The sequence below is a fragment of the Pseudomonadota bacterium genome (assembly GCA_039818985.1).
Lineage (GTDB): Bacteria > Pseudomonadota > Alphaproteobacteria > Sphingomonadales > Sphingomonadaceae > Alterisphingorhabdus.
On record JBCBSU010000002.1, the window covers coordinates 1 to 21,589 of the forward strand.

General features: G+C 59.2%; 10 protein-coding genes. 3 read left to right on the top strand and 7 right to left on the bottom strand.

Annotated features, from left to right (window positions below):
* Positions 1-109: 109 nt before the first annotated feature.
* The 3 genes from AAFX04_11720 to AAFX04_11730 form a co-directional block, all read right to left on the bottom strand.
* Positions 110-586 (bottom strand): nuclear transport factor 2 family protein, encoded by a 477-nt coding sequence (locus tag AAFX04_11720; protein MEO1046099.1) that lies wholly within the window; start codon positions 584-586, stop codon positions 110-112.
* Between the two features lie 195 nt (positions 587-781).
* The gene (locus tag AAFX04_11725; protein MEO1046100.1) at positions 782-3,124 is read right to left on the bottom strand and encodes an EAL domain-containing protein; all 2,343 of its coding nucleotides are present in this window, start codon (positions 3,122-3,124) and stop codon (positions 782-784) included.
* 86 nt (positions 3,125-3,210) lie between these two features.
* Positions 3,211-5,952 carry a FecR domain-containing protein gene (locus AAFX04_11730; GenBank protein ID MEO1046101.1) on the bottom strand — a complete coding sequence of 914 codons (2,742 nt, stop codon included), beginning with the start codon at positions 5,950-5,952 and terminating at the stop codon, positions 3,211-3,213.
* A 169-nt stretch (positions 5,953-6,121) separates the two neighbouring features.
* Here AAFX04_11730 and AAFX04_11735 point away from each other — a divergent pair, with 169 nt between their 5' ends.
* The gene (locus tag AAFX04_11735) at positions 6,122-7,783 is read left to right on the top strand and encodes a ShlB/FhaC/HecB family hemolysin secretion/activation protein (protein MEO1046102.1); all 1,662 of its coding nucleotides are present in this window, start codon (positions 6,122-6,124) and stop codon (positions 7,781-7,783) included.
* A 22-nt stretch (positions 7,784-7,805) separates the two neighbouring features.
* Here AAFX04_11735 and AAFX04_11740 read toward each other — a convergent pair whose 3' ends face one another.
* Positions 7,806-10,235, bottom strand: a complete 2,430-nt coding sequence (locus tag AAFX04_11740; GenBank protein MEO1046103.1) for a penicillin acylase family protein — start codon at positions 10,233-10,235, stop codon at positions 7,806-7,808.
* A gap of 248 nt (positions 10,236-10,483) precedes the next feature.
* On the opposite strand from AAFX04_11740, the gene AAFX04_11745 reads away from it, so the two are divergent.
* Complete coding sequence (locus AAFX04_11745) at positions 10,484-13,756, top strand: glycosyl hydrolase (GenBank protein ID MEO1046104.1); 3,273 nt, start codon at positions 10,484-10,486, stop codon at positions 13,754-13,756.
* A 135-nt stretch (positions 13,757-13,891) separates the two neighbouring features.
* Here the strand turns inward: AAFX04_11745 and AAFX04_11750 are convergent, their stop codons facing one another.
* On the bottom strand, positions 13,892-14,410 hold the full coding sequence (locus tag AAFX04_11750; protein ID MEO1046105.1) for a DinB family protein: 519 nt from the start codon (positions 14,408-14,410) through the stop codon (positions 13,892-13,894).
* 221 nt (positions 14,411-14,631) lie between these two features.
* Between AAFX04_11750 and AAFX04_11755 the strand changes: the two genes are divergently transcribed.
* Positions 14,632-15,846, top strand: coding sequence for a GGDEF domain-containing protein (locus AAFX04_11755; GenBank protein MEO1046106.1), 1,215 nt, complete (start codon positions 14,632-14,634; stop codon positions 15,844-15,846).
* 26 nt (positions 15,847-15,872) lie between these two features.
* Here the strand turns inward: AAFX04_11755 and AAFX04_11760 are convergent, their stop codons facing one another.
* Both AAFX04_11760 and AAFX04_11765 read right to left on the bottom strand, forming a co-directional pair.
* Positions 15,873-17,978, bottom strand: coding sequence for a TonB-dependent receptor (locus AAFX04_11760; protein ID MEO1046107.1), 2,106 nt, complete (start codon positions 17,976-17,978; stop codon positions 15,873-15,875).
* Positions 17,979-18,111: 133 nt separating this feature from the next.
* Positions 18,112-21,342 (bottom strand): glycosyl hydrolase, encoded by a 3,231-nt coding sequence (locus AAFX04_11765; GenBank protein MEO1046108.1) that lies wholly within the window; start codon positions 21,340-21,342, stop codon positions 18,112-18,114.
* Positions 21,343-21,589: the final 247 nt, after the last annotated feature.

Genomic DNA, 21,589 nt, shown 5'->3' on the forward strand with positions numbered 1-21,589 from the left:
AACAGGTGGCTCCCCTTTGCCGATACCCCCTTGCCGATACCCCGTTGTCGATACCCCGTTGTCGATACCATGTGTTGCCGTCTGGCAAGCACCAGGGCGCTGGCCGGTGTCAGAACCCGAAATCGCTGAGGCCGGGATGATCGTCGGGACGGCGGCCGAGCGGCCAATGGAACTTGCGCTCATCCCCGCTGATCGGATGCTCATTGATGCTGGAATGGCGGTGCGCCATCAGACCGTTTTCATCAAATTCCCAATTTTCATTGCCATAGGCACGGAACCAGTAGCCGCTGTCATCATGATATTCATAGGCGTAGCGAACCGCGATACGGTTGCCGCGATACGCCCAGAGTTCCTTGATCAGCCGATAGTCCAGCTCTTTCGCCCATTTGCGCGCCAGAAACGCCTCGACTTCTGTGCGTCCGGTGATGAATTCCGCACGGTTCCGCCATTGCGTATCAGGGGTGTAGGCAAGGGCCACCCTGGCCGGATCACGGCTATTCCAGCCATCTTCGGCAAGGCGAACTTTCTCGATGGCCGTCTCGGTGGTGAATGGTGGCAATGGGGGGCGGGTTTGTTCCTGTGTCATCGTGACGATCCTTTTGTGCATCGGGTCCGGCTGTTCCTGGCCGGAAGAACCGTTTATGCAATGCGTATCGCCGCTGATCCACCTCCTTAACTTCAAAGGGCGGCGTGCGGCGCAAAGATGGGGCTATCGTGGATCAGACCATATCCTGCCCGCACGAGGCCGGCGAAGCGAAATGATGGCAATTATGGCTGGCGTTCAGCCTGCGGCCCGGGCGGACATATCGGAGGGATGCAGATACTGCCCGAATGCATCGGCATCGACCGGCTTGCCGATATGCCAGCCTTGCACCGTATCGCAGCCAAAGCTTCTCAGCAGCGCCAGCGTCTCCGCATCCTCAACGCCTTCTGCGACGACCTTGAACCGCATCTTGTGCGCCATGGCTATCGTCGCGCCGACCATGACCCGGTCGGCTTCGCTGGTAACCATGGGGCGGACAAAAGTCTGGTCGATCTTGATTTCGTCTGCCGGGAAGTCGCGCAGATAGGACAGTGTTGACTGGCCGGTTCCGTAATCATCGATCGATATCCGGATGCCCTGGCCACGCAGCTGGGCCAGGACGCGGCCGGCCGCCTCGAGATCCTGAATGGATGCGGTCTCGGTCACCTCGAATGTCAGCAAGGTCTTGTCGACTGACGACGCGGCAATGACAGCCAGGGCATCACGGATAAAGCCCTCATCCTCCAACAGGCCTACCGAAACATTGATCGAGCAGTTGATCGCATTCCCCTGACGCAACCAGCTCTCGATATCGGTCAATGCCGCCTTGAGAATATAGAGTGTAAGATCGGCGATGCGACCTTCCTTTTCGAGCAGCGGAATGAAGCGATCGGGACCGATATTACCAAGTTCAGGATGACGCCAGCGGGCCAGTGCTTCGGCGGAGGCAATGGCCTCCGATTGGATATCCATTTTCGGCTGATAGACGGCATGGATATGCCCGTGTTCCATCGCCTGTTCGAGATCGTTCAATATCTTGAGCTTCTCATGCACCATCGCGTTGAGGTCGCTGCTATAGGCCAGCCAGCGATAGCCCAGCTCAATCGCCTTGGTCGCGGCAACATTGGCGCCGGCGAGCAGCTGGATCCACTCGATATCCTCACCCTGATTATAGCCGCAAACCGCATTGATCCGCAGCTTGCGCTCCGCGGTGTGGACGGGTTGCAGAAAAAAGGCAGAGATCGTCTCGAAATAGTCGGCAAGACTGTCGAGATTGTCCTTACCAACGATCCAGGCGAGCTGGTCATCGCCGGTGCGGTATATTCTGCCCTCGTCCGCCATCAGCGAAAGCCGCTGCGCCACACCGCACAAAACCGCCTTGAGCTCCTCCTGGCTGCAATCGGCAACAAGGTCGGTATAGTTGGCGATATGCAGCACAGCGACATGGTGAGGCTGGTCCGAAACCTGCAGATTCTGCGCATTGGGCAAAGCTGTCAGACTGTCATGATGACGCGCCTGCTGCATGTTACGAACCGCAGTTTGCACCATGCGGACAAAGAGATAACTGAAACACAGCAGCAGCGCATTGCCGACCGGAATATAGGCCAGCGAAAGATGATAGGCGGCAAGATGGCCAAGGATAAGCGCCGCAACCAGGACGGACGGTATAATCGCCGTGTCCCGAACCCTTGTCCTGCGGCTCTTGCGCAGCAACATGGTTGCCAGAATCAGCAATGTCGCGGCAAAGGCCAGCCAGCCGCTGGCCTGGGGCATGTCGTTTCCGTTCCTCAGCGTCTCGGATGCCAGGGCATGGATGTATACGCCGGGAATGACGCCATAGCCGGGTGATGCATAATGGTCACCAAGCTCGATGGCGGTCGAACCGATAAGTGCAGTGCGGCCTGCAATCGATGCGGGGGCAACATTGCCTCGCAGCACATCAATGGCGCTGACACTGTCAAAGCTGGCAATGTCGATCGCCTGGTCGATGCGGAAATTCTTGCCGATGGCGCCATCGCTGGCGGCGATCAGCGCACCCAGGGCGGGCCGCACAGTGCCGCCGGTGATCTCGCCATAGCCATAATGCTCGACCTGTCCGGCACGATTGGGGTGAACATTGACCGACGCCAGCAGCGCATTTTCGCGGAATATCGGCAAAGGCAGGTTTTCGATGTTGTTCGATTTGTTTGCGCCCTGTTTCTGGCGAAAGGTAGCCAATACCACATTGGCATCGCTGTCGACGATGGCTTGCGCCAGCCGGTCATCCACCTGTGGCTGCGAAGCGGCGGAAAAATCGACATCAAAGGCTATCTGCCGTGCGCCATCTTTGGAAAGCTGATCGATCAGCCGGGCGTGAATATCGCGCGACCATGGCCAGCGGCCGATTTCCTGCAGTGAATGGGCATCGATCTCGACGATCACCAGATCATCAGACGCGGTCTTTTGCGCCAGAACATTGCGGGCGCTGTCGACGCTGCGATTCAATGCTGTGCCGCCGCTTGCGATGATCAGGGCGATGGACAGCAGGATCGCCACGCAGACCGCTATGGCCCGCTGCAGATAGCTGTCCATCAGAAATGCCGATTGTGGATTAAACCGCACAGATTTATTCCCTGATTATCCAATCAGATAGTGATAATCGGTTCATCCTAATACCGGGTTAAACATATGGTGGTGCGGCTTGTGCATCAGAAAGGCGAACCGCCACGGCCGCGACCAAAGCCACGGCCGCCGGGTGTGCCCTCTTCGGCGCGCATCTCATAACCACCCTGGCCCGGCAGGTCAGGCTCATAGCCATCCCCGTAACCGCCAGCATCCTGGCCGCCAAAGGATGTTTCATCGTCGACATAGACGAAGACACGCTGGCCGCTATCGCTGCTCGCACCGCCAGGGCCGGTGCCAATCTCGACCACGCCGGCGCTCTCATCCGCGCCGTAATCAATCACAGCCTCCGCCTCATAGGAGCTTTCCTCGGACTGCATTTCAAAATCGCCCTGTTCGGGCTGATCGGATGCATAGCCTTCGTCGGAAGTCTCAGCGCCCTGGTCTCCATAGGGCGCGCCATCATTGATATCGACATAGACGAGATTCTGTTCTTCACCGCCAGCGAGGGTGTCGATCACAGTATCGTTGCCATCGCCAATCTCGACTTCGGAGCTGCCATTGCGGTTTTCGGCGACCATGACCCCGTCACCGCCATCATCCGGCGCGACTGGCGCAGTATCACCGTCATAAACGACTTCTCCGTCATCATCGATCTCGACATAGACCAGATTGCCCTGCTCGCCGCTGCTCAGACCGTCGGCAACATCGCTTTCGGCGTTACCGTTGCTTTCTTCGGCAACCGGTTCCTGATCAGCTTCAGCCGCCGCACCCGAACCGGTATCACCATCATAAACGACCTCTCCGTCATCATTGATGTCGACATAGACCAGATTTCCCTGATCATCATCAGCGAAGCCTCCGCCATTGCCATTGCCCCGACCATTACCGTTGCCTCGGCCATTGCCATTACCCTGGCCGTTACCATTGCCCGGATTGCCTTCGTCTACGCCGTCAGCGTCATTACCATGGCCATTATTGCCATCATCAGCGGCACCATCGTCACCGCCGGCAACTTCGCGGTCATTGGTGTCACCATCGCGACCGCCATTATAGCATATGTCGAGGGCACCCAGCGTAAGGCAGCCATCACTTTCATCACCGCCATCGACGCCGTCACTACCCGCGTCCGGGCCGTTATCGGCGTACTCGTCGCCTTCTCCGGCATTCTCGCCGCCAGCGTCGCTGCCATCGCTTTCGTCACCGCCATCGTTGTCGCGACCGCCATTGTAGCAGAAGTCAAGCACACCCAGGGTAAGGCAATCATCGCCTTCACTGCCACCTTCTCCGGCGTCATCACCATATGTGTCATCACCGTTTCCGCCATTGCCGGGATCATCATAGTCCGGGTTATCGTAATCAGGATCCGGGTCAGCATAGTCTTCGACAGCGCCATCGCTCTGATCGCCATCCGGCCCATTGACCGGATCGCTCTCGTCTACATAGCCATCACCACTATCGCCAGCGCTACCATTATCAACGGCATCGCCACTCTCGTCACTGGTTCCGGTATCTCCGGCATTATCATCGCCAATGACCTCGTTGCCGGTGCCGGAATCGGTAGCTTCATCTCCGCTATCGCCATTGTCTTCTATCGCCGCACCGTCATCGGAAGCGCTGTCATCCAGCGCTCCATCATCAACCAGACCTGCATCATCACCGGGTTGATCGCCTGAGGAATCGCCATCATCATTGCCAACAGCGTCGTCGGTGCCATTGCTGCGGTCACCAGCATTATCTTCAGCAGGTGCACCGTCATCTGAGATGCCATCGTCGAGCGCACCATCGTCTTCTACAGGCGCGCCATCGTCCGAACCAGTTTCGTCAGCAACACCATCATCCGCCGGACCTTCATCAGTGGCGGGCTGGTCGATATTGGCATCATCACCCTCATCGCGGCTATTATCTGCATCATCGGCCGCATCGGCGGAACCGGCATCCTCTTCCGGCGCGACTTCGCCGCTGCCGTCCGCGCCGGATACCGCCTCAACCTCCACCACCGGTGCGCGGTCGCTATTGTCAACTTCTTCGCTTTCTGACGCCTCACCGACCAGACGCCCGGAAATCAGGCCATCGGTGACATAGGCAAGATCCACCGGCGCATTGGACATCTCACGCACCACCGGAGGAGCCGATGCCATGGGAGCAGCCGAGGCAACGGCAATAGCCGGCGCAGCGGCCGCAGGCGCCGGTGCAGGCGCGGCCGCTACCGGCGTCGCGGACGCCACCGGTGCCTCGCGCCGCTGCGGCGATTCAATCCGGCGGTCGACATCGCCGCGGATCATCAGCGTATAGGGGTCGTCACGCTCAACCAGGCCGATATTGCCCGGCAGCAGCAATTCCGTTGCGCCGCCATCGAGCGTCGCGACTTCGACCGCACCTTCGGTAACCTGCACCGTGGCGGCACCTTCGGAAACATTGACGCTGAAGGTCGTCCCCTTGACCACAGCCGCCATATAGGGGGTCTCGACACCGAAATGCTGTTCCTTGCGCTTGTCGACCTTGAACAGCGAGTTGCCGAAATACTGGATCACCCGGGTCAGCAGGCCATCGGACTTCTCTTCCGCCATTTTGAGGTGGCTGTTCGGAGAGACGACAATATATTGCTCGCCACGGGTCAGAACAGCGCGCCCATTGCGTCCAGTCCGTACCGCATCGCCTACCTTTACCTGACCGCCCTTAACCGCGACCCTGGTAACACCGCTCTCGACAATCGTGACCTGACCGCGCGATTCGGTGACCGTCCAGGGGCCGCTATTGGCCATTGCCGCGCTACCGCAGAAAAGGCCGAAAACCAGCAAGGCAGTGGCGATTATCTTCTTCAACATTGTCCGGGATCCCGTCGTGAAATGCTTAATGCAGAATTGTCCATATGATCTGGATAAGAACGGTCATCTACACATTAGGTTAAGCCACCACGTTGAAAACATTGGTTAAACCTCGAGTAACCATGATGCCGAGGGTATCCTTAATCGCCCGTTGTCCATAAACGCCGGCATGTCTCGAAGACCTTCTCCCGGCCTTGCTTCTCTAAGTGCCGGCGCATCGGCGCTGGCGCTGTTGTGCGTGCCTCATGCGGCGCTGGCACAGAACGAATCGCAGCCGGGCGAGACCAGTCAGGGCGAAACGGCAGCAGCGCCGCCAGGCGGTGCCGTGCAGCTGGCCATGGCTCCGGCCCAGCCAGCGGGAGACCCCGGTCAAAGCAGCGACGGAGACGATGGCCTGCTGATCGGCTCCATCGCCATTGAAGGCAATGAAGAGCTGGGGGCAGACAGCTTTGCCACCGTTGTAGAGGCCAATATCGGCGAGGTGATGGAAGATGAGGATCTGCGCCGGGTCGTCTCTGAAGTGGCGGGAATCGCCCGTGATCGCGGCTATGTCTTCGCCACCGCAAGGCTGCCCGAACAGTCGGTCGAACATGGCATATTGACCATCGAACTGGATGAGGGGCGTATCGACGAGGTGCGGATAAAAGGTTCGGACAACGCCGCGCTGCGTCGTTTCCTCGCGCCGCTGGAGGGTAGCATCGCCCATCGCGAGACGGTTGAACGCCGCATCCTGCTCGCCGGAGACCTGCCCGAAATACGCATTCGCAAGACCCGCTTCCTCAAAAAGGATGGCCGGAACATTCTCGAAGTCCGGGTCAGCGAGAACAGGGATCGCATCCGCGCCGCCATCGACAATTATGGCTCGCAGCGTATCGGCCCGACCCGCGCCCGGCTGAGCTATGACTTTCGCGGTTTTCTCGATGGCAGCGACCGCGGCACCGTCAGCGTGAGAAGCAATCCGCTCGACCCCGAGGAATTTGCCTTTGCCAGCGCGTCCTATTCGGTCGGCATCGGCAATCAGGGCACAAGGGTCGGCGTCGCCGCTTCCATCGGCACCAACCAGCCTGGTGGCGGCTTCGTCAATGTCGAGGGCGATACCGAATTTGTCGAGGTCTTTGCCAACCATCCGATCACCCGGTCGCGCGATGCCAGCCTGTGGGTTAATGCCAGCCTGGCCTATCTGTCGGTCGAACAGGACGACGTAGTCGGGCTGCTGCGCCAGGACAATCAGGTGACGTTTTCTGTCGGTCTGTCCTCCAATGTAAAATTCCTCTCCGGTCGCCTGCGCACCGGGGCAACGCTGATCCAGGGCCTGGATGTGCTCAACGCCACACGCGAAGGCAGCCGCTTTGCCTCGCGCTTCGACGGTGACGCGGTCTTCACCGCCGGCAATTTCTACGCCAATTGGCGCGGCAGGCTGGGCGGCAATTGGGGCATGCTCCTCGGGGTTGAAGGCCAGATCGCCAACCGACCGCTCCTGGCGGCGCAGGAATTCAATATCGGCGGTCCGTTCAGCGTGCGCGGCTTTGATTTCGCTGAACTGGCGGGTGATAACGGCTTTGCCGCCATTGCCGAGATCAACTATACCTTCCGCAAGCCGACGGACTGGATCGACCGGCTCCAGCCCTATGGCTTTATCGATGGCGGCTATGTCGATGATCTGCAGCTACTCAGAGGCGGCGGCACATTGATTTCCAGTGGTCTGGGGCTGCGCGGCAATGCCGGACCGGTCAATTTCGAGCTTGAGGGTGCGGTGCCGCTGAACCGCGACCGCAACCAGAGCCGGGACCGCAGCCCGCATCTCAATGTCCGGGTGGGCCTGGATCTCTGAACCCTGTCACCAGGGGAACCGGTTATGCCGACGGGACCAGTGCGAGGCTGGCCTCGCCATGCTGCTCGATCGCATCATCGGAGAACCACCAGTAGAGCGTGGCATCTTCCGACGCCCAGTCATCATTCTGGTCGGCCAGATGCGGATGAAACGTCCTGCCGACTGCACCGCCCGGCAGCACCGCGCGCACCTTTTCCGGATCGTTCAGGTCAGCTGTCATGCGCAGCGAGGCAAACCATCGGGAATCGAACCGGTCATCACGAGGATAAAGTGCGCGCAACAGTGTCTCGCCCGAACCTGACATGCGCACTGCCCGGTTTCCGGTCAGCCATCCGGCCCAACCCGTCTGACGCAGCGGTCCCTGGAAACGAATCTGGTGCACGTCGCCCCAGACCCAGTTTGCACGATCACTGCCATAGGCGGTCTCCAGCCGCTCAAGCGCTGCCTTGGCGGCGCGGCGGATCATCGCGGCGAGATCTTCCGTTTCGGCGGTCCGGCTGTCGTCGAACCACGGTGAGTCGCCAGACAGCAGCATGGCATTGAACCGCTCCTGCCAGACATACCAGTTGGAAAGATACGCCTCAGTCGCCTCGGAGCCGAGTTCGTCCTCAAAAGTCAATCGCGCGAGCTGGAGGACAGTCTCCTGAAACAATGTCGGCGCCAGTGCATCACGATCATCGCGATGGTCCCAGCTTTCGAGGGTCGTGCCCATTTCGACGAGACTGTCATCTTCGGCCGTACTCAGCGCCTTGGCGAAGATCGGTGCAATATCACGCGCAAACACATTCAGCGTGTCATATTGCGCCAGCCATGCATCTTCGGCGGTCACCTTGGGCGCGGCAAACAGTTCGCGCATCCTGCGATAGCGAAAGCTGGGAGAGGTATAGCGCGTATAGAGATAGGGATAGCTATCGGGTGCCGTCATATGATTGGCGGTCCCCGTCCAGCCGCGTTCGGGATCGATTTCTCCGGGCATTTGCGCCGCCGGAATGCGACCGCCCCAATTGTCGATATCATCGACCACGCGAAACGGCGCCATGCCATCGCCGCTCAGGCGGATCGGGGCGACACCGCTGGCGCGCCGGGCAACGCGGCCGGTGACATCACCCACCACGAAATTGAGACAGACCAGCCGGGTGCTTTCCACCGCCGCCAGCGCCTGCTCGATGGTCTCAGCCAGCATCAGCCTGTCGAGACCGAGATCGCCGTCCATATATTCGGCAGCAGCCCAACGCACCGAAAGCACGGCATCATCCAAGGACGCTTCTTCCCGATCGGTAATGACCGGCCCACGGCGGGTCGCCCGGACGACAAGCTGCTCCTCTCTTATGCCATTCGGTGCCGCTTCATCCTTGATCCTGATTGTCTCGGTCATGACCGTAAAGGGAATCGACGTATCGCCTTCCAGATAATTGTCAGGATTGTCGGGATCGACCGTCTCGACATAGAGGTCGATGGCATCGGCATAGGCATTGGTGACACCAAAGGCGAGATGCGCATTGCGGCCAATGACGACGCCCGGCAGGCCGGCACTGACCCCGACGACACGCATCTCCGGCGTTATCAGGCCAACAGGGTGCCATGGCCCCGGCAACAAGCGGCTGTCGAGATGCGGGTCGTTGGTAACGATGGCCGCCCTGTTTCCGCTCTTGCTGCCGCTCATCGCCCAATTGTTGCTGCCGCCATGCCCGTTTTCGCGCCAGCCACGATGGGTCCAGCCGGCGGGTTCTGCGGTTGGCCCGGCCCAGCGCGATAAACCCGCTGTTGTTGCCGCAGCATCGGATGGTTCCGCAATATCGTCGGGATTGACAACCAGCGGCGCAATCTCCTCGAACCGCTCTTCACCCACCGCTTGTATGACGCGGTGCGCGATCAGCTCGGCATCGAAATTCGCGGCACTGCCCCAGCCGAGGAAATAGGCAACCGCCAGAAGATCAGTCTCGCTCCAGATCTCCGGGACGAAACCGGCAAGACCAAATTCCATTGGATGACTGTCCGAGCGCGACTCGATATAGGCGTTAAGCCCTTCGAGATAGCTTTTCAGGGCATTGCGCGATGCGGGTGTCAAAATGGCTTCCTGGCGCGCGGCAATGCGATGAAAGCCGATGACGCGGGATTCACGGTCAAGGTTGAGAATAACATCACCATCGCCCGGTCCCAGAACTTCGGAAAGACGCCCGGTCGCTGCGCGCTTCGCCGCCTCAAGCTGGAAAAGGCGGTCCTGGCCAGCAACAAAGCCCTGGGCACGCAATGCGTCGTCCATGCTCTCGGCATAGATGTACGGCACCGCATTGGCGTCGCGTACAATACGGACCGGCGCGTCGAGTGCCGACAGCACCAACTCACCGCTCGTCTGGCGGTCATTGACGCGCGGCAGCAGCAGCCAGGCAGCAACAAGCGCGACGATCAGCAGAATGGCGGTGCCGAAAAAGATCCGGGCAGCAATGCGCATAGAAATATCCTTAGAGATGTCCTTGTTTCTTCGATGCCAGTTTCAGCATGCGGTCGCGGCAAAAGCAATCATCGACTGACGGATGAAGCTGTGAGGCCAAAAATTCTACCAACGTCATTTCATCGGCCACGAAAGGGCTTGCATTGCCTTTGCGCAGTCCTAGGATTTACATCATTTTATTTCATCGTCTTCCTGCCAGAGCGGAGTTCAAACCCGCCATCAGGATCTGACATAGAGGGGCTGTCAAAATGCGTATACTTCATCTCTGGATCTGGTGCCTTGCCGCCCTTTTTGCTGCCGGCATCGCTACTGCGCAGACCGATGAGAAAGCCGATCAGCCCCCGCTTTCCAGCAAGACATTCGAAGCCTTCAAGCTGCGCGGCATCGGCCCTGCTTTCATGTCCGGGCGCATCGCCGATATCGCTATTGTGCAGGACGATCCTGCCACCTGGTATGTTGCTGTCGGTTCCGGTGGTGTCTGGAAGACCGAAAATGCCGGCACGACCTGGGTTTCCCTTTTCGACGGTCAGAGCTCCTATTCCATCGGCGCCCTCGGTCTCGACCCTTCCGACCCCAACCGTATCTGGGTCGGTACCGGTGAGAATAATGGCGGACGCCATATCGGCTTTGGCGACGGCATTTACCGCTCGAACGATGGCGGCAAGACATGGGAGAAGCTGGGTCTGGAAAAGTCCGAGCATATCTCGAAAATTATTGTGCACCCCGAAGACTCCAACACTGTCTGGGTCGCGGCGCAGGGACCGCTCTGGTCACCAGGCGGCGAGCGCGGCGTCTTCAAGACCACAGATGGCGGCAAGACGTGGGAGAAGACGCTCTCCTCCGGCCCCTATACCGGTGCGACCGACCTGCTGATCGATCCGCGTGACCCTGATCGCCTCTATGCCGCTATGTGGCAGCATCAGCGCACGGTGGCGACCTATGTCGGCGGCGGCCCGGAAAGCGGGTTGTGGAAATCCGAAGATGGCGGCGAAACCTGGACCGAGCTGAAAACCGGCCTGCCGCAGGGCAATATGGGCAAGATCGGTCTGGCACTCTCGCCGATACGACCCGATGTCGTCTATGCCGCCATTGAAGAAGACAGGCGCACCGGCGGTGTCTGGAAATCCACCAATCGCGGCGCAAGCTGGACAAAAATGTCGGACGAGGTCGGTTCGGGCACCGGCCCGCATTATTATCAGGAACTCTATGCCAGCCCGCACGTCTTCGACCGCATCTATCTGGTATCCAACACCAGCAAGATTTCCAATGATGGCGGCAAGACATGGGCCAGCCTCAACAATGAGTACAAGCATGTCGACGACCACGCCATTGCCTTCCGCCCGGACGATCCGGACTATATCCTGTTCGGTTCCGATGGCGGCTTGTATGAAAGCTATGACCACACCAAGACATGGCGGTTCATCGACAATCTGCCGATAACCCAATTCTACAAGGTCGCGGTGGACGATGCCGAACCTTTCTATTTTGTCTATGGCGGAACCCAGGACAATAACTCGCAAGGCGGCCCGTCGCGTACGGACAATCGCCACGGTATCCGCAATGACGACTGGTTCATCACGCTGTTTGCCGATGGCCATCAGTCCGCCACCGAGCCGGGCAACCCGAACATCATGTATGCCGAATGGCAGCAGGGCAATCTGGCCCGCGTCGACCGCATCACCGGCGAGGTGGTGCACATTCAGCCGCAGCCTGCGCCGGGCGATCCAATCGAACGGTGGAACTGGGACAGCCCGATCCTTGTCAGCCAGCACCAGCCGACACGGCTTTATTTCGCCTCACAACGCGTCTGGCGTTCGGATGATCGCGGTGACAGCTGGACCGCGATTTCGGGCGACCTTACCCGTGATCAGGACCGGCTGCAGCTGCCGGTTCAGGGCCGCAAATGGAGCTGGGAAGCAGGATGGGACCTGCTCGCCATGTCGCAATACAACACCATCACCTCGCTGGGAGAATCGCCGATCGACGAGAATGTGCTCTATGCCGGCACCGATGATGGCCTGATCCAGGTCAGCGAAAATGGCGGTGCCAGCTGGAGAACAATCGAAGTCGGCAGCCTGCCCGGCGTGCCCGCGACCGCTTTTGTCAACGATATCCGCGCCGACCTGTTCGATGCGAATACCGTCTATGTCGCACTCGATAACCACAAATATGGCGACTATAAGCCCTATTTGCTGAAGAGCACCAACCGCGGCAGAAGCTGGACCAGCATAACCGGCGACATGCCGGATCGTCACCTGATCTGGCGCGTGGTCCAGGATCATGTCAATCCGAGCCTGCTATTCTCGGCGACCGAATTCGGCATGTTCTTCACCCTTGATGCCGGACGCAAATGGGTAAAGCTGACCGGGGATGCGCCAACCATCTCGTTCCGCGATATCACCATTCAGCGCCGCGAGGATGATCTGGTCGGTGCCAGCTTTGGCCGTGGCTTCTTCATCGTCGATGACATTTCGCCACTGCGGACATTGAGCGAAGCCAGCCTCAACCAGGAAGCAATGCTGTTCCCCGGTCGCAAGGCGCATTGGTATATCGAACAGCACCCGCTGGCCTTCTCCGAGGGCGGGGCACAGGGCCATGGCTATTACCGCGCGCCCAACCCGCCTTTTGGTGCGAACTTCACCTATTATCTCGCAGAAGATGTGCCTTCGCTCAAAGAGGCGCGCCAGAAGCGTGAGAAACCGCTCGCCAAGGAAGGCAAGGATACGCCATTTCCGGGCTTTGATGCCATTACCTCAGAGCTTCAGGAAACCGCCCCTGCGATATGGCTGACAGTGCGTGACAGCGACGGCAATATCGTGCGCCGGCTGAAAGGCCCCGCCAAGAAAGGCTTCCACCGTGTTAACTGGGATCTGCGTTACCCCGATATGTCGGTGGCAGCGAAAACCGGTCCCGATGAGGACGAGCCGACCGGTTTCCTCGTTTCACCCGGCCAATATACCGTGTCGCTGTCAAAGCGGGTTCGTGGGCAGACGACCGAACTGGTCGGCCCCAAGCCGTTTACTGTAGCCCGCCTGCGCGACGGTGCGCTGCCCGCCAAGCCGGATGCCGCCGAATTCTGGGCCGAGATCGCGCAGTTTGACCGGTCGGTAAGCGCCACCGCAGCCACCCTGTCTTCGCTGGAGAAGAAGGTCGGCCTGCTGGCCGTCGCGACCGAGCGTGCCCAGGGCGGCGACCCGGTCGTGCTCGACAATCGATTGCAGGCGATCCGCAACGAGGTCTATGCGCTGGAAGCCCTGCTCAACGGCAACAAGGCACGCAACGAGCTCAACGAGCGACAGCTGCCTACCGTACGCAGCCGGCTGGGCATCGTCATGACCGGCCTGTTCGCCTCGACCCAGGGCCCGACGCAAACCCATCGCGACCAGCTTGGCTATGCCCGGAGCGAGTTCGATGCCATCCGCAACCGTCTGAGGACGCTGACGGAAAACACCATCCCGGCCTTTGAGGCAGAACTACTGGCCGCAGGCGCACCATGGGTGCCGGGTGGCAAGCTGCCGTGATTTGGTAGTGGGCGCTTCAAAGTTGGTTTGGTCTGGCGTGGGAGACAGTCTGGGCAATTATAGTCCTACGGCTGCTTTAGGTAGTAATCTCAGTGCGCCTAACGGCAACTTCTGGGGGTGAAAGCGGCCGTGGCGCTAATCCTCTCGGACCGCATAGAGAAAACGGAGCAGACCTAGTTCCGCCGAATTCTTGGTAAGTTCGATGTTAACCCACCCTACCACGTCGGCGAACGGACGCCCTGACATTGGCCAAACGGCTAACCTGTTCGAGTCCAGAGCGGTGTCGTCGAGGCCCTCAAGTGCGCCCAGCCAACCTTGCTCAAGCTCCCTGATCTGAGTTTGAAAACCTTCGCCCGACCAAGCGATATTCTCGCGCGACGCGGTACCAGCGCCAAAGCTGTGGTCCAAGACCATGGTCCACCAATAGGTGATGTGCCAGATAATCCACGCCGCGCTGGGCGGTCCAACTTCATAGGCTTCACTCTCAGGCCAATCAGCAGTCCAGTCGCCATCTTCACCCGGTTTGACGTGCATAGCAATGCGCGCAGGTCGCCACATCACTTCAGCGAATGTCAGATCGTCAAAATGGAAATGAAAGAGCGTGGATGCTGTTTCAAACTGGCGAAGCAGTAGGTCGCGTTTCTCTGTCGGCATTGTTTGATGTTACGTTGGCGCCGCAATGTCCGCAACAGGGTCGGAAGCAGACAATCTCCTATTGAAAGTCAAAGCTGCACATTCCCCACTGCAACCAGATGTCTTTCCGGCGCATTACCGCCTGAAACATAAGCACGGCACCCTTAGTAACAGCTGTCCCCCGTAAGACCCCTTTAACCTTATTCACCTAATTCTGTGAGGGACGGGGGCGCTGCGGGTCGATGCAAACGCAAATTCTGGGACTGGTGACGCCGCTGATGGCGCTGTTTTTTGCGGCGACCTTTATCGTGTTCTGGCGGGTCGGGCGCATGCGGCGCCATGTGCTCGGCTTTGGCATCGCCTATGCGCTGTCGGCCGTCGGTTTCCTGATCACCCATATCCTGCCCAGCAACGCCATATACACCTTTCACGCGGCGCAATTCTTCTACAGCCTCGCCTCGACAGTGATGCTGGCATCGGTCTGTGAGCGTGTGGGGCAGCGGCTCCACCTGGGAAGCTTCGCAATTGTTTATGTGATCAGCGCATTGGTGCTGGCTGTGACAATAAGCTTCTCCAACGATGTCGGCCCCCGGCTGGTCATCGCCAATATGGGCTATGGCGTGATGGCGGCCATGGGTGTGACAACGCTGCTCGTGGCAAAGCGGCGCGACATCATCGACCTTGCGGTCATCGCGGTCATGGCGTTGCAGGCCGCCGATTTCCTCGTCAGGCCGACCCTGACCCTGTTGTTCGAGCAGTCGATCCCGGCAGAGGTCTATCGGGACTCGATCTACTATTCGCTGATCGGGCTCGTTCTCGGGGTGAAAGGCGTGACCACAGCGATGGTCCTGATCGGTGCGACGATCGCCGAATGGGCTATCGCGCTGCGCGAAAGCAGCGAGCGCGATGCTCTTAGCGGGTTGCGTAACCGCGGTTCGTTCGAACAATCGACGCAAAAGCTCTTGCTGCGTGCACAGACAGAGGGACGCCCGCTAAGCCTGGTGGTGGCTGATATCGACCACTTCAAACAGGTGAACGACATTTGGGGGCACCAGGCCGGCGACCAGGCGATTGCAGGCATTGGCGCACTGATCGGCAAGATGGTGCGGGGATCCGACACGGCGGGCCGCATCGGCGGAGAGGAATTCTGCATCGCAATCTGGAATTGCGAGAATGAGGCGGCCTATCGGCTGGCCGAACGGATCAGACAGGCCTTTGCAGGCCTCAGCCATTCCGGCCTGAATGACGATATCCGCCTGACCGCAAGTTTTGGCGTGGCTACAGCGCAGCAAGGCGAGAGCTATGAGCAGCTGTTCGCACGCGCCGATGCCGCGCTCTACAAAGCCAAGGAGAGCGGCCGGGACCGCGTCGAGAATGCCGAGGGACGGCGTCTGGAAAAGGTGACTTCCGGATCCGATCCAAAGCCGGACGAGTTGAAGCGCGCCGCTGCCGGATAGTCGCTGAAAGCTATCAGCCCTGGTCGTCAGAATTTTACATTCATACCGGCCACCAGATGCCTGCCCGGCTCATTATTGCCCGAGCCATGGGCGCGATAGGTTTCGTCGAACAGGTTGTTCAGTGCTAGGGTCAGCGCAACGCCTTTGGCGATCTGCGTGCCGCCGCGAATGTTGAGCAGGGCATAGCCGGGGGTGCCGCCGGGCGGGATACGCTCGACATCGAGCAGGTCGCCGCTGCTCAGTTCATCGGCGCGGTCGGTCAGAGTCAGCTCGGCCAGCGCCCAATGGTCATCGCGCTCCCATGTCAGGGTGAAATTGCCGGTTATCGGCTGGATACGGCTTATCGGTTCGCGCAACAGGCCGTTGACCGTCGGCGTGGTCAGCCGGCCGCGCAGCCAGGTCGCATTGCTGTTAAAGGCAAAACCACTGCCCAGATTGGCGCGGAAAAACGCTTCTACACCCGATATCCGCCCGGAGGCCGCATTGCGCTTGGCCACCTCGATCAGGCCCTCGCGGATATTTCCCGTTGGGACGGTTGCGATATAGTCGTGCAACTCGGTTGTGTAGGCTGTGAGGCCGAATGCGATTTGTTGATTGTCATAGCTATAGGCCAGCTCGAATGTATCGAACCGCTCAGGCGTCAGGTCCAGACTGGCGACCTCGATCTCGCTTGACCGGCTGCGGCCAAAGCGGCTGATATCGGCGATATTGGGCGCCCGGAAAGACCGGCTATAACCGCCCCAGACGCTGTGACCCCTATGGCGATAAAGTGCTCTTACGGAGCCGGAGAGATCGGACCAGTCATCGGAGAATGACCGCGCCTGATCGGTCACCGGATCGGCAAACTGGCCGATGGACGTATCGACAAAGGATGCGCGCAGACCCGCCTCTAGCGTCAGACCCTCAGTGACACTGGTGATGCTGCGCAGGAACAACCCGGCCTGATCATAGCGCGCATCGGTGCCGACCGGCCCCTGCAGGCGAACCGTCACGCTGCCATCGGGGTTGGTATCGGTGCGAGCGCTGTCGATGATCTCATGGCTGAAATCGAAACCATAGGTTAGCGCGACGCTGCCAAACTCTGCCGAGCCGACAGCGCTCAGGCCGAACAGGTCAGAGGTGAAGGACTCGTCTATCCTCAGTGCATCACCGCGTATCCGGGCTTCTTCCTCGGTGCGCGACTGGTAGGAGACAGTGACATCGAGCGACTGCATCCAGTCGAGATCGGTGTCACCGTTCAGTTTCAGATAGGTCAGGCCGCGCTGATGATCCTTGTCGCGCTGCAGGTCGGTGCCGATTTGCGTCCCGGCAAAGGGCACCGAGAAAATGGTCGAATGGGTGCGTGGCACATCATCCTGCCACAGGCTTTGATGCGCCAGCGTGGCCGTCCAGCGGTGTGACAGCGCCACATCCAGCCGGGCATCGAAGGCGCGCTCGCTATAGCCGGTATTGGGCAAGCGCCCCAGATCAGCCGCGCGGACATTGCCATAGTCGCGCACCGTTACTCCGCCACGCAAACCCCAGCTGCCGCCCTGCCCCAGATCAAGCGCCGAGCGGGACACAAAGCTGCCATCGCCTGTCGATGCGCGGAGAATCTGCTGGCCATTTATGAAGCTGCCCTGATGGTCGAAAATACCCGAGGACCGGGTCGCCAGGCTAAGAGTTCCGCCTACAGCCTCACTACCATAAAGTGCCGAAGACGGGCCTGCGATAAGCTCGATTTGCGACAGGGTGAAATTATCGATCTGGGCGAAATATTCGTTCGCGCCATCGCGATAGGTGGCGTTGTTATAACGTATGCCATCGATGACCAGCAATGTGCGGTTGCCGGTGAAACCGCGAATATAGGGCGAGCCATGGCCCGATGCCGTTTTTTGCACCAGTACACCCGGCAAGGTATCCAGGGCTTCGGGCACCGTACGGGGCAGTTCGCGTTCCAGCTGCTCGCGATTGATCACCTCGATCGAATAAGGCTCTGCATCGAGCGCCCTTTCGGACCGCGTCCCGGTCACCACAATTTCATCGGCGTCATCATTCGCCATGGCGTCCGCCGCATCCGACATCGCCGATGCGGGCGCGATCCAGAATATCTGTGCCGCCGCCAATGCTGCTGATAGACCGGCAACCCTCATGGAGCCCCGGCAACAGCGAGGCCCGGCAAATAGCGGCGGTTGAATGATAATAATAACACTGCGAATCCCGCCAACACCCTAGCGGGTTATGCCCCGCTCTGGGAGCTGGAAATGGCGTGCCGGCTAATGGCTGTTATGGCCAGGTCGGCACACCACTGCCAGGTGTATAGGGCGCGCCGAGACCTTCCAGTTCCTTCTCCAGCGCCTGAATGCGGGTCTCGACATTGCGAAGTTGCGCAAGTGCGGTGCCGAATTCCTGCTTGGCAATGGCCAGTGCCTGCTTGTCCGAGCCGGTGACCGGCGACTGATGCGACCAGCCCCAGCCACGGATTTGACCAATACGCGCGGCAATTGAGCGCGGCGCCGGTTCGTTGCGGCTGCTGATCGTACGATCTCCAAACAACGCCCTGTCAGTGTCGTCGAGAATGGTCTCGATCTGCTGGATCGACATGCGCTGGCTGTCATTGGGAGACTGCAGCGTTTCGACAGCAACCTTCAGGTGCGCCAGACGATTGCGCAGTTCACGCGACGCTGCACCAGCACCGGAAACCGCACGGGAAAGATCCGCTGTCTCCTGCTGGAACGCCAGCACGGCTGCCCGATCCCCGGCAATCTCTTCGCTGTTTTCGAGCGCTTTGACGGTAAAGCTCTGCGGACCGGCAAGCGGTGTCACAACGCCATTGATGCGCTTGGCCAATGTTGCAGTATAGCGGCCTGGCAATACCATCGGTCCAACCGGCGGTCCGCCAAAATACGGGTTTTCTGGCGGTGTGAGCCGTGTCGGATCGGGCGCGTCATAACGCAGGTCCCAGGCGACGCGATGCAGCCCCTTATTATGTGGCGCCGTCATCCGCCGCACAACTTTGCCCGCGCTATCGGTGATGGTGAACAGGATCGCAGGATCATCTTCACGGTCTTCCGCCCGCAGCCTGTCCCATGAAGGATAGGGCGTGTCGCCTCCGTCTTTCTCGATCTTCCTTTCGGCCTCCCGGCGAGCATCGGCGCTCGATTTCAGGCCATCGCGCAGGACATAGGTGAAAACTGCGCCAAAGGGCGGGTTTTCGGCGCGCCAGAAGTTGTCGCCATTGGAGCCTTTCCCGTTGTTGCCACCGCCCCATAGATCGCCTTCGACATATAGCCATGGATCACGGACAAGGAAAAGCGTGGCTTCCGATCCGGCGACGCTCCCGGCGCTGGTGCGCAGCGGCGAATAGTCGTCAAGGACATAGATGCCGCGGCCGAACGTGCCCACAACCAGATCGTTTTCGCGGCGCTGAATCTCGAGATCACGCACCGATATGGTCGGAAATTTGGTCTTGAGCTGCTGCCAGCTTGCGCCACCATTTTGGGTGTAGAACAGGCCGAATTCCGTGCCGACAAAGAGCAGGTTCGGATCGACATGGTCTTCCGCGATAGTGTGCACGGCACCCGTATTGGGCAGATTGCCGGCAATTGACCGCCAGGACCGGCCGCGATCATCGCTGCGATAGACATAGGCCCTGTTGTCGCCACGCTTGTGATTGTCAAACACAGCATAAGCAACTTCAGGATTATGATGCGACGCGATGATATCTTCGACCAGCGTCATATCCGGCACACCGCTGACCCGCTCCAGGCGGCGCCAGTTCGCGCCATTATCCTCGGTGACCGAAATCACGCCATCATCGGTGCCGACATAGATCAGGCCCTGGGCTATCGGGCTTTCGCTGAGCGCAATGGCCGCGCCGTAGATCGAGGTGGAATCATTCTTGGCAATGGCATCCACGCTCCACACACGGCCCATCACCTCCAGCGCGTTGCGGTCGATCCGGCGTGTCAGGTCGGGGCTGATCTTCTGCCATGAGTTGCCGCGGTCATTGGAGGCAAAAAGATATTCCGCCGCATAGTAAATCCGGTCAGGATTGTGCGGGCTGATCAAGAGCGGCGTATTCCAGTTCCATTTATAGGCAGGTTCGCCGGACTGCGGCTGCGGCGTCAGGAAAACCCGTTCCTGCGTCCGCCGGTCATGCCGTGCAAGACCGCCATATTGATATTGCGCATAAACGATATTGGGATCGCGCGGATCGATCTGCGGCTTATAGCCATCACCGCCCAGTACAATGTGCCAGTCCGAATTGGTGATGCCATGCGACAGGGTCGTACGCGATGGTCCGCAGAGCGAATTATTGTCCTGCGTACCACCGCAGACATTGTAGAAGGGCGCGGCATTGTCCGGCTGGATGCGATAAAACTGTACAATCGGAAGATTTTGCATATGCCGCCACAGCGTGCCGCCATCCCAGCTTTCATAAATACCGCCATCACCGCCGATCAGCAGATGATCGGTATTGTCCTTGTTGATCCAAAGCGCATGGTCATCGACATGGCGGCTGGCCGCGCTGAGATTGGTAAAGGTCTTGCCGCCATCTTTGGAGCGCTTGGTGAAGGTATCGAGTGAATAGAGAATATTCTCATCGACCGGATCAACGACGATCTCATTATAATATTGCGGGCTGGTGGTCATATGCCCCGAACGCTTTGTCCAGTTCTGCCCGAAATCGCTTGAGCGATAGACACCCTGTTCCTTGGGCTGCCCTTCGATAATGGCATAGACCATATTCGGGTTGGACGGCGCCATGGCGAGGCCAATGCGCCCCATATCGTCTTTGGGCAGACCGGTTTTCACTTGCTTCCAGTTCTCACCGCCATCGCTGGTACGGTGAATGCCTGACCCCGGCCCACCATTGATCAACACCCAGACGTGCCGTCGACGCTGATAGGAGGAGGCAACAATCATATCAAAATTGTCCGGGTGAACGACAAATTCATTGATCCCGGTATTTTCATCCACCGCCAGAATCCGCTCCCATGTGGCGCCGCCATCGGTGGTCTTGTAAAGGCCGCGGTCACCGCCGGATGACCATAGTGGCCCTTGTGCTGCCACCAGCACGCTATTGGCATCTTCGGGGTTGATCCAGATCTGGCTGATATGGCCTGAGTTTTTCAGCCCCATATTGCTCCAGGTCTTGCCGCCATCGGTGGACTTGTAGACGCCATCGCCAAAGGCCACCGAGCGTTGGGCATTATTTTCACCAGTTCCGACCCAGATGACCTTCTCGTCGGAAGGCGCAATCTCCACCACGCCGATGGCATAGACGCCTTGCCGATCAAAAAGCGGTTCCCAGGATATGCCCGAATTCTTCGTGACCCAAAGGCCGCCCGAGGCGGTCGCGGCCAGATAATGATGCGGCCCATCCGAGAAAAACGCGAAGTCTGAGATTCTGCCCGAAGGATAGGCTGGCCCAATCTGCCGCAACGGCAATGACGCAAGCGCGCTCTGTTCCTTTTTCTCGGCTTCGGATTGGGCAGAGGCGGCAGAAGCCATGCCCAGACCCAATGTCACGGCACAAACAATAATTGCCCGATATACGCGTTTGCCAAGGTCTTTCATGAGCCTACCTGTCTTTAGCCTGTCAGATCAGCTGATGATCTTAACCCAAAGATGCGGTGACGCAACTTCCTTTATGTCTCGCAGATTTTTATGTCCTGCAGATTTTGCCGAAGGAAGTTTTCTGGCCATGGCCTCGGATACGGGCCCGCACTAGATTTGCGGGATCGATTGTGTTGAAAAA

Bases quoted from the DNA above. Each gene is read 5' to 3' on its own strand.
- AAFX04_11720 (MEO1046099.1), bottom strand. From the start codon at position 586: ATGACACAGGAACAAACCCGCCCCCCATTGCCACCATTCACCACCGAG.
- AAFX04_11730 (MEO1046101.1), bottom strand. From the start codon at position 5,952: ATGTTGAAGAAGATAATCGCCACTGCCTTGCTGGTTTTCGGCCTTTTC.
- AAFX04_11735 (MEO1046102.1), top strand. From the start codon at position 6,122: ATGTCTCGAAGACCTTCTCCCGGCCTTGCTTCTCTAAGTGCCGGCGCA.
- AAFX04_11740 (MEO1046103.1), bottom strand. From the start codon at position 10,235: ATGCGCATTGCTGCCCGGATCTTTTTCGGCACCGCCATTCTGCTGATC.
- AAFX04_11745 (MEO1046104.1), top strand. From the start codon at position 10,484: ATGCGTATACTTCATCTCTGGATCTGGTGCCTTGCCGCCCTTTTTGCT.
- AAFX04_11750 (MEO1046105.1), bottom strand. From the start codon at position 14,410: ATGCCGACAGAGAAACGCGACCTACTGCTTCGCCAGTTTGAAACAGCA.
- AAFX04_11755 (MEO1046106.1), top strand. From the start codon at position 14,632: ATGCAAACGCAAATTCTGGGACTGGTGACGCCGCTGATGGCGCTGTTT.
- AAFX04_11760 (MEO1046107.1), bottom strand. From the start codon at position 17,978: ATGAGGGTTGCCGGTCTATCAGCAGCATTGGCGGCGGCACAGATATTC.
- AAFX04_11765 (MEO1046108.1), bottom strand. From the start codon at position 21,342: ATGGCTTCTGCCGCCTCTGCCCAATCCGAAGCCGAGAAAAAGGAACAG.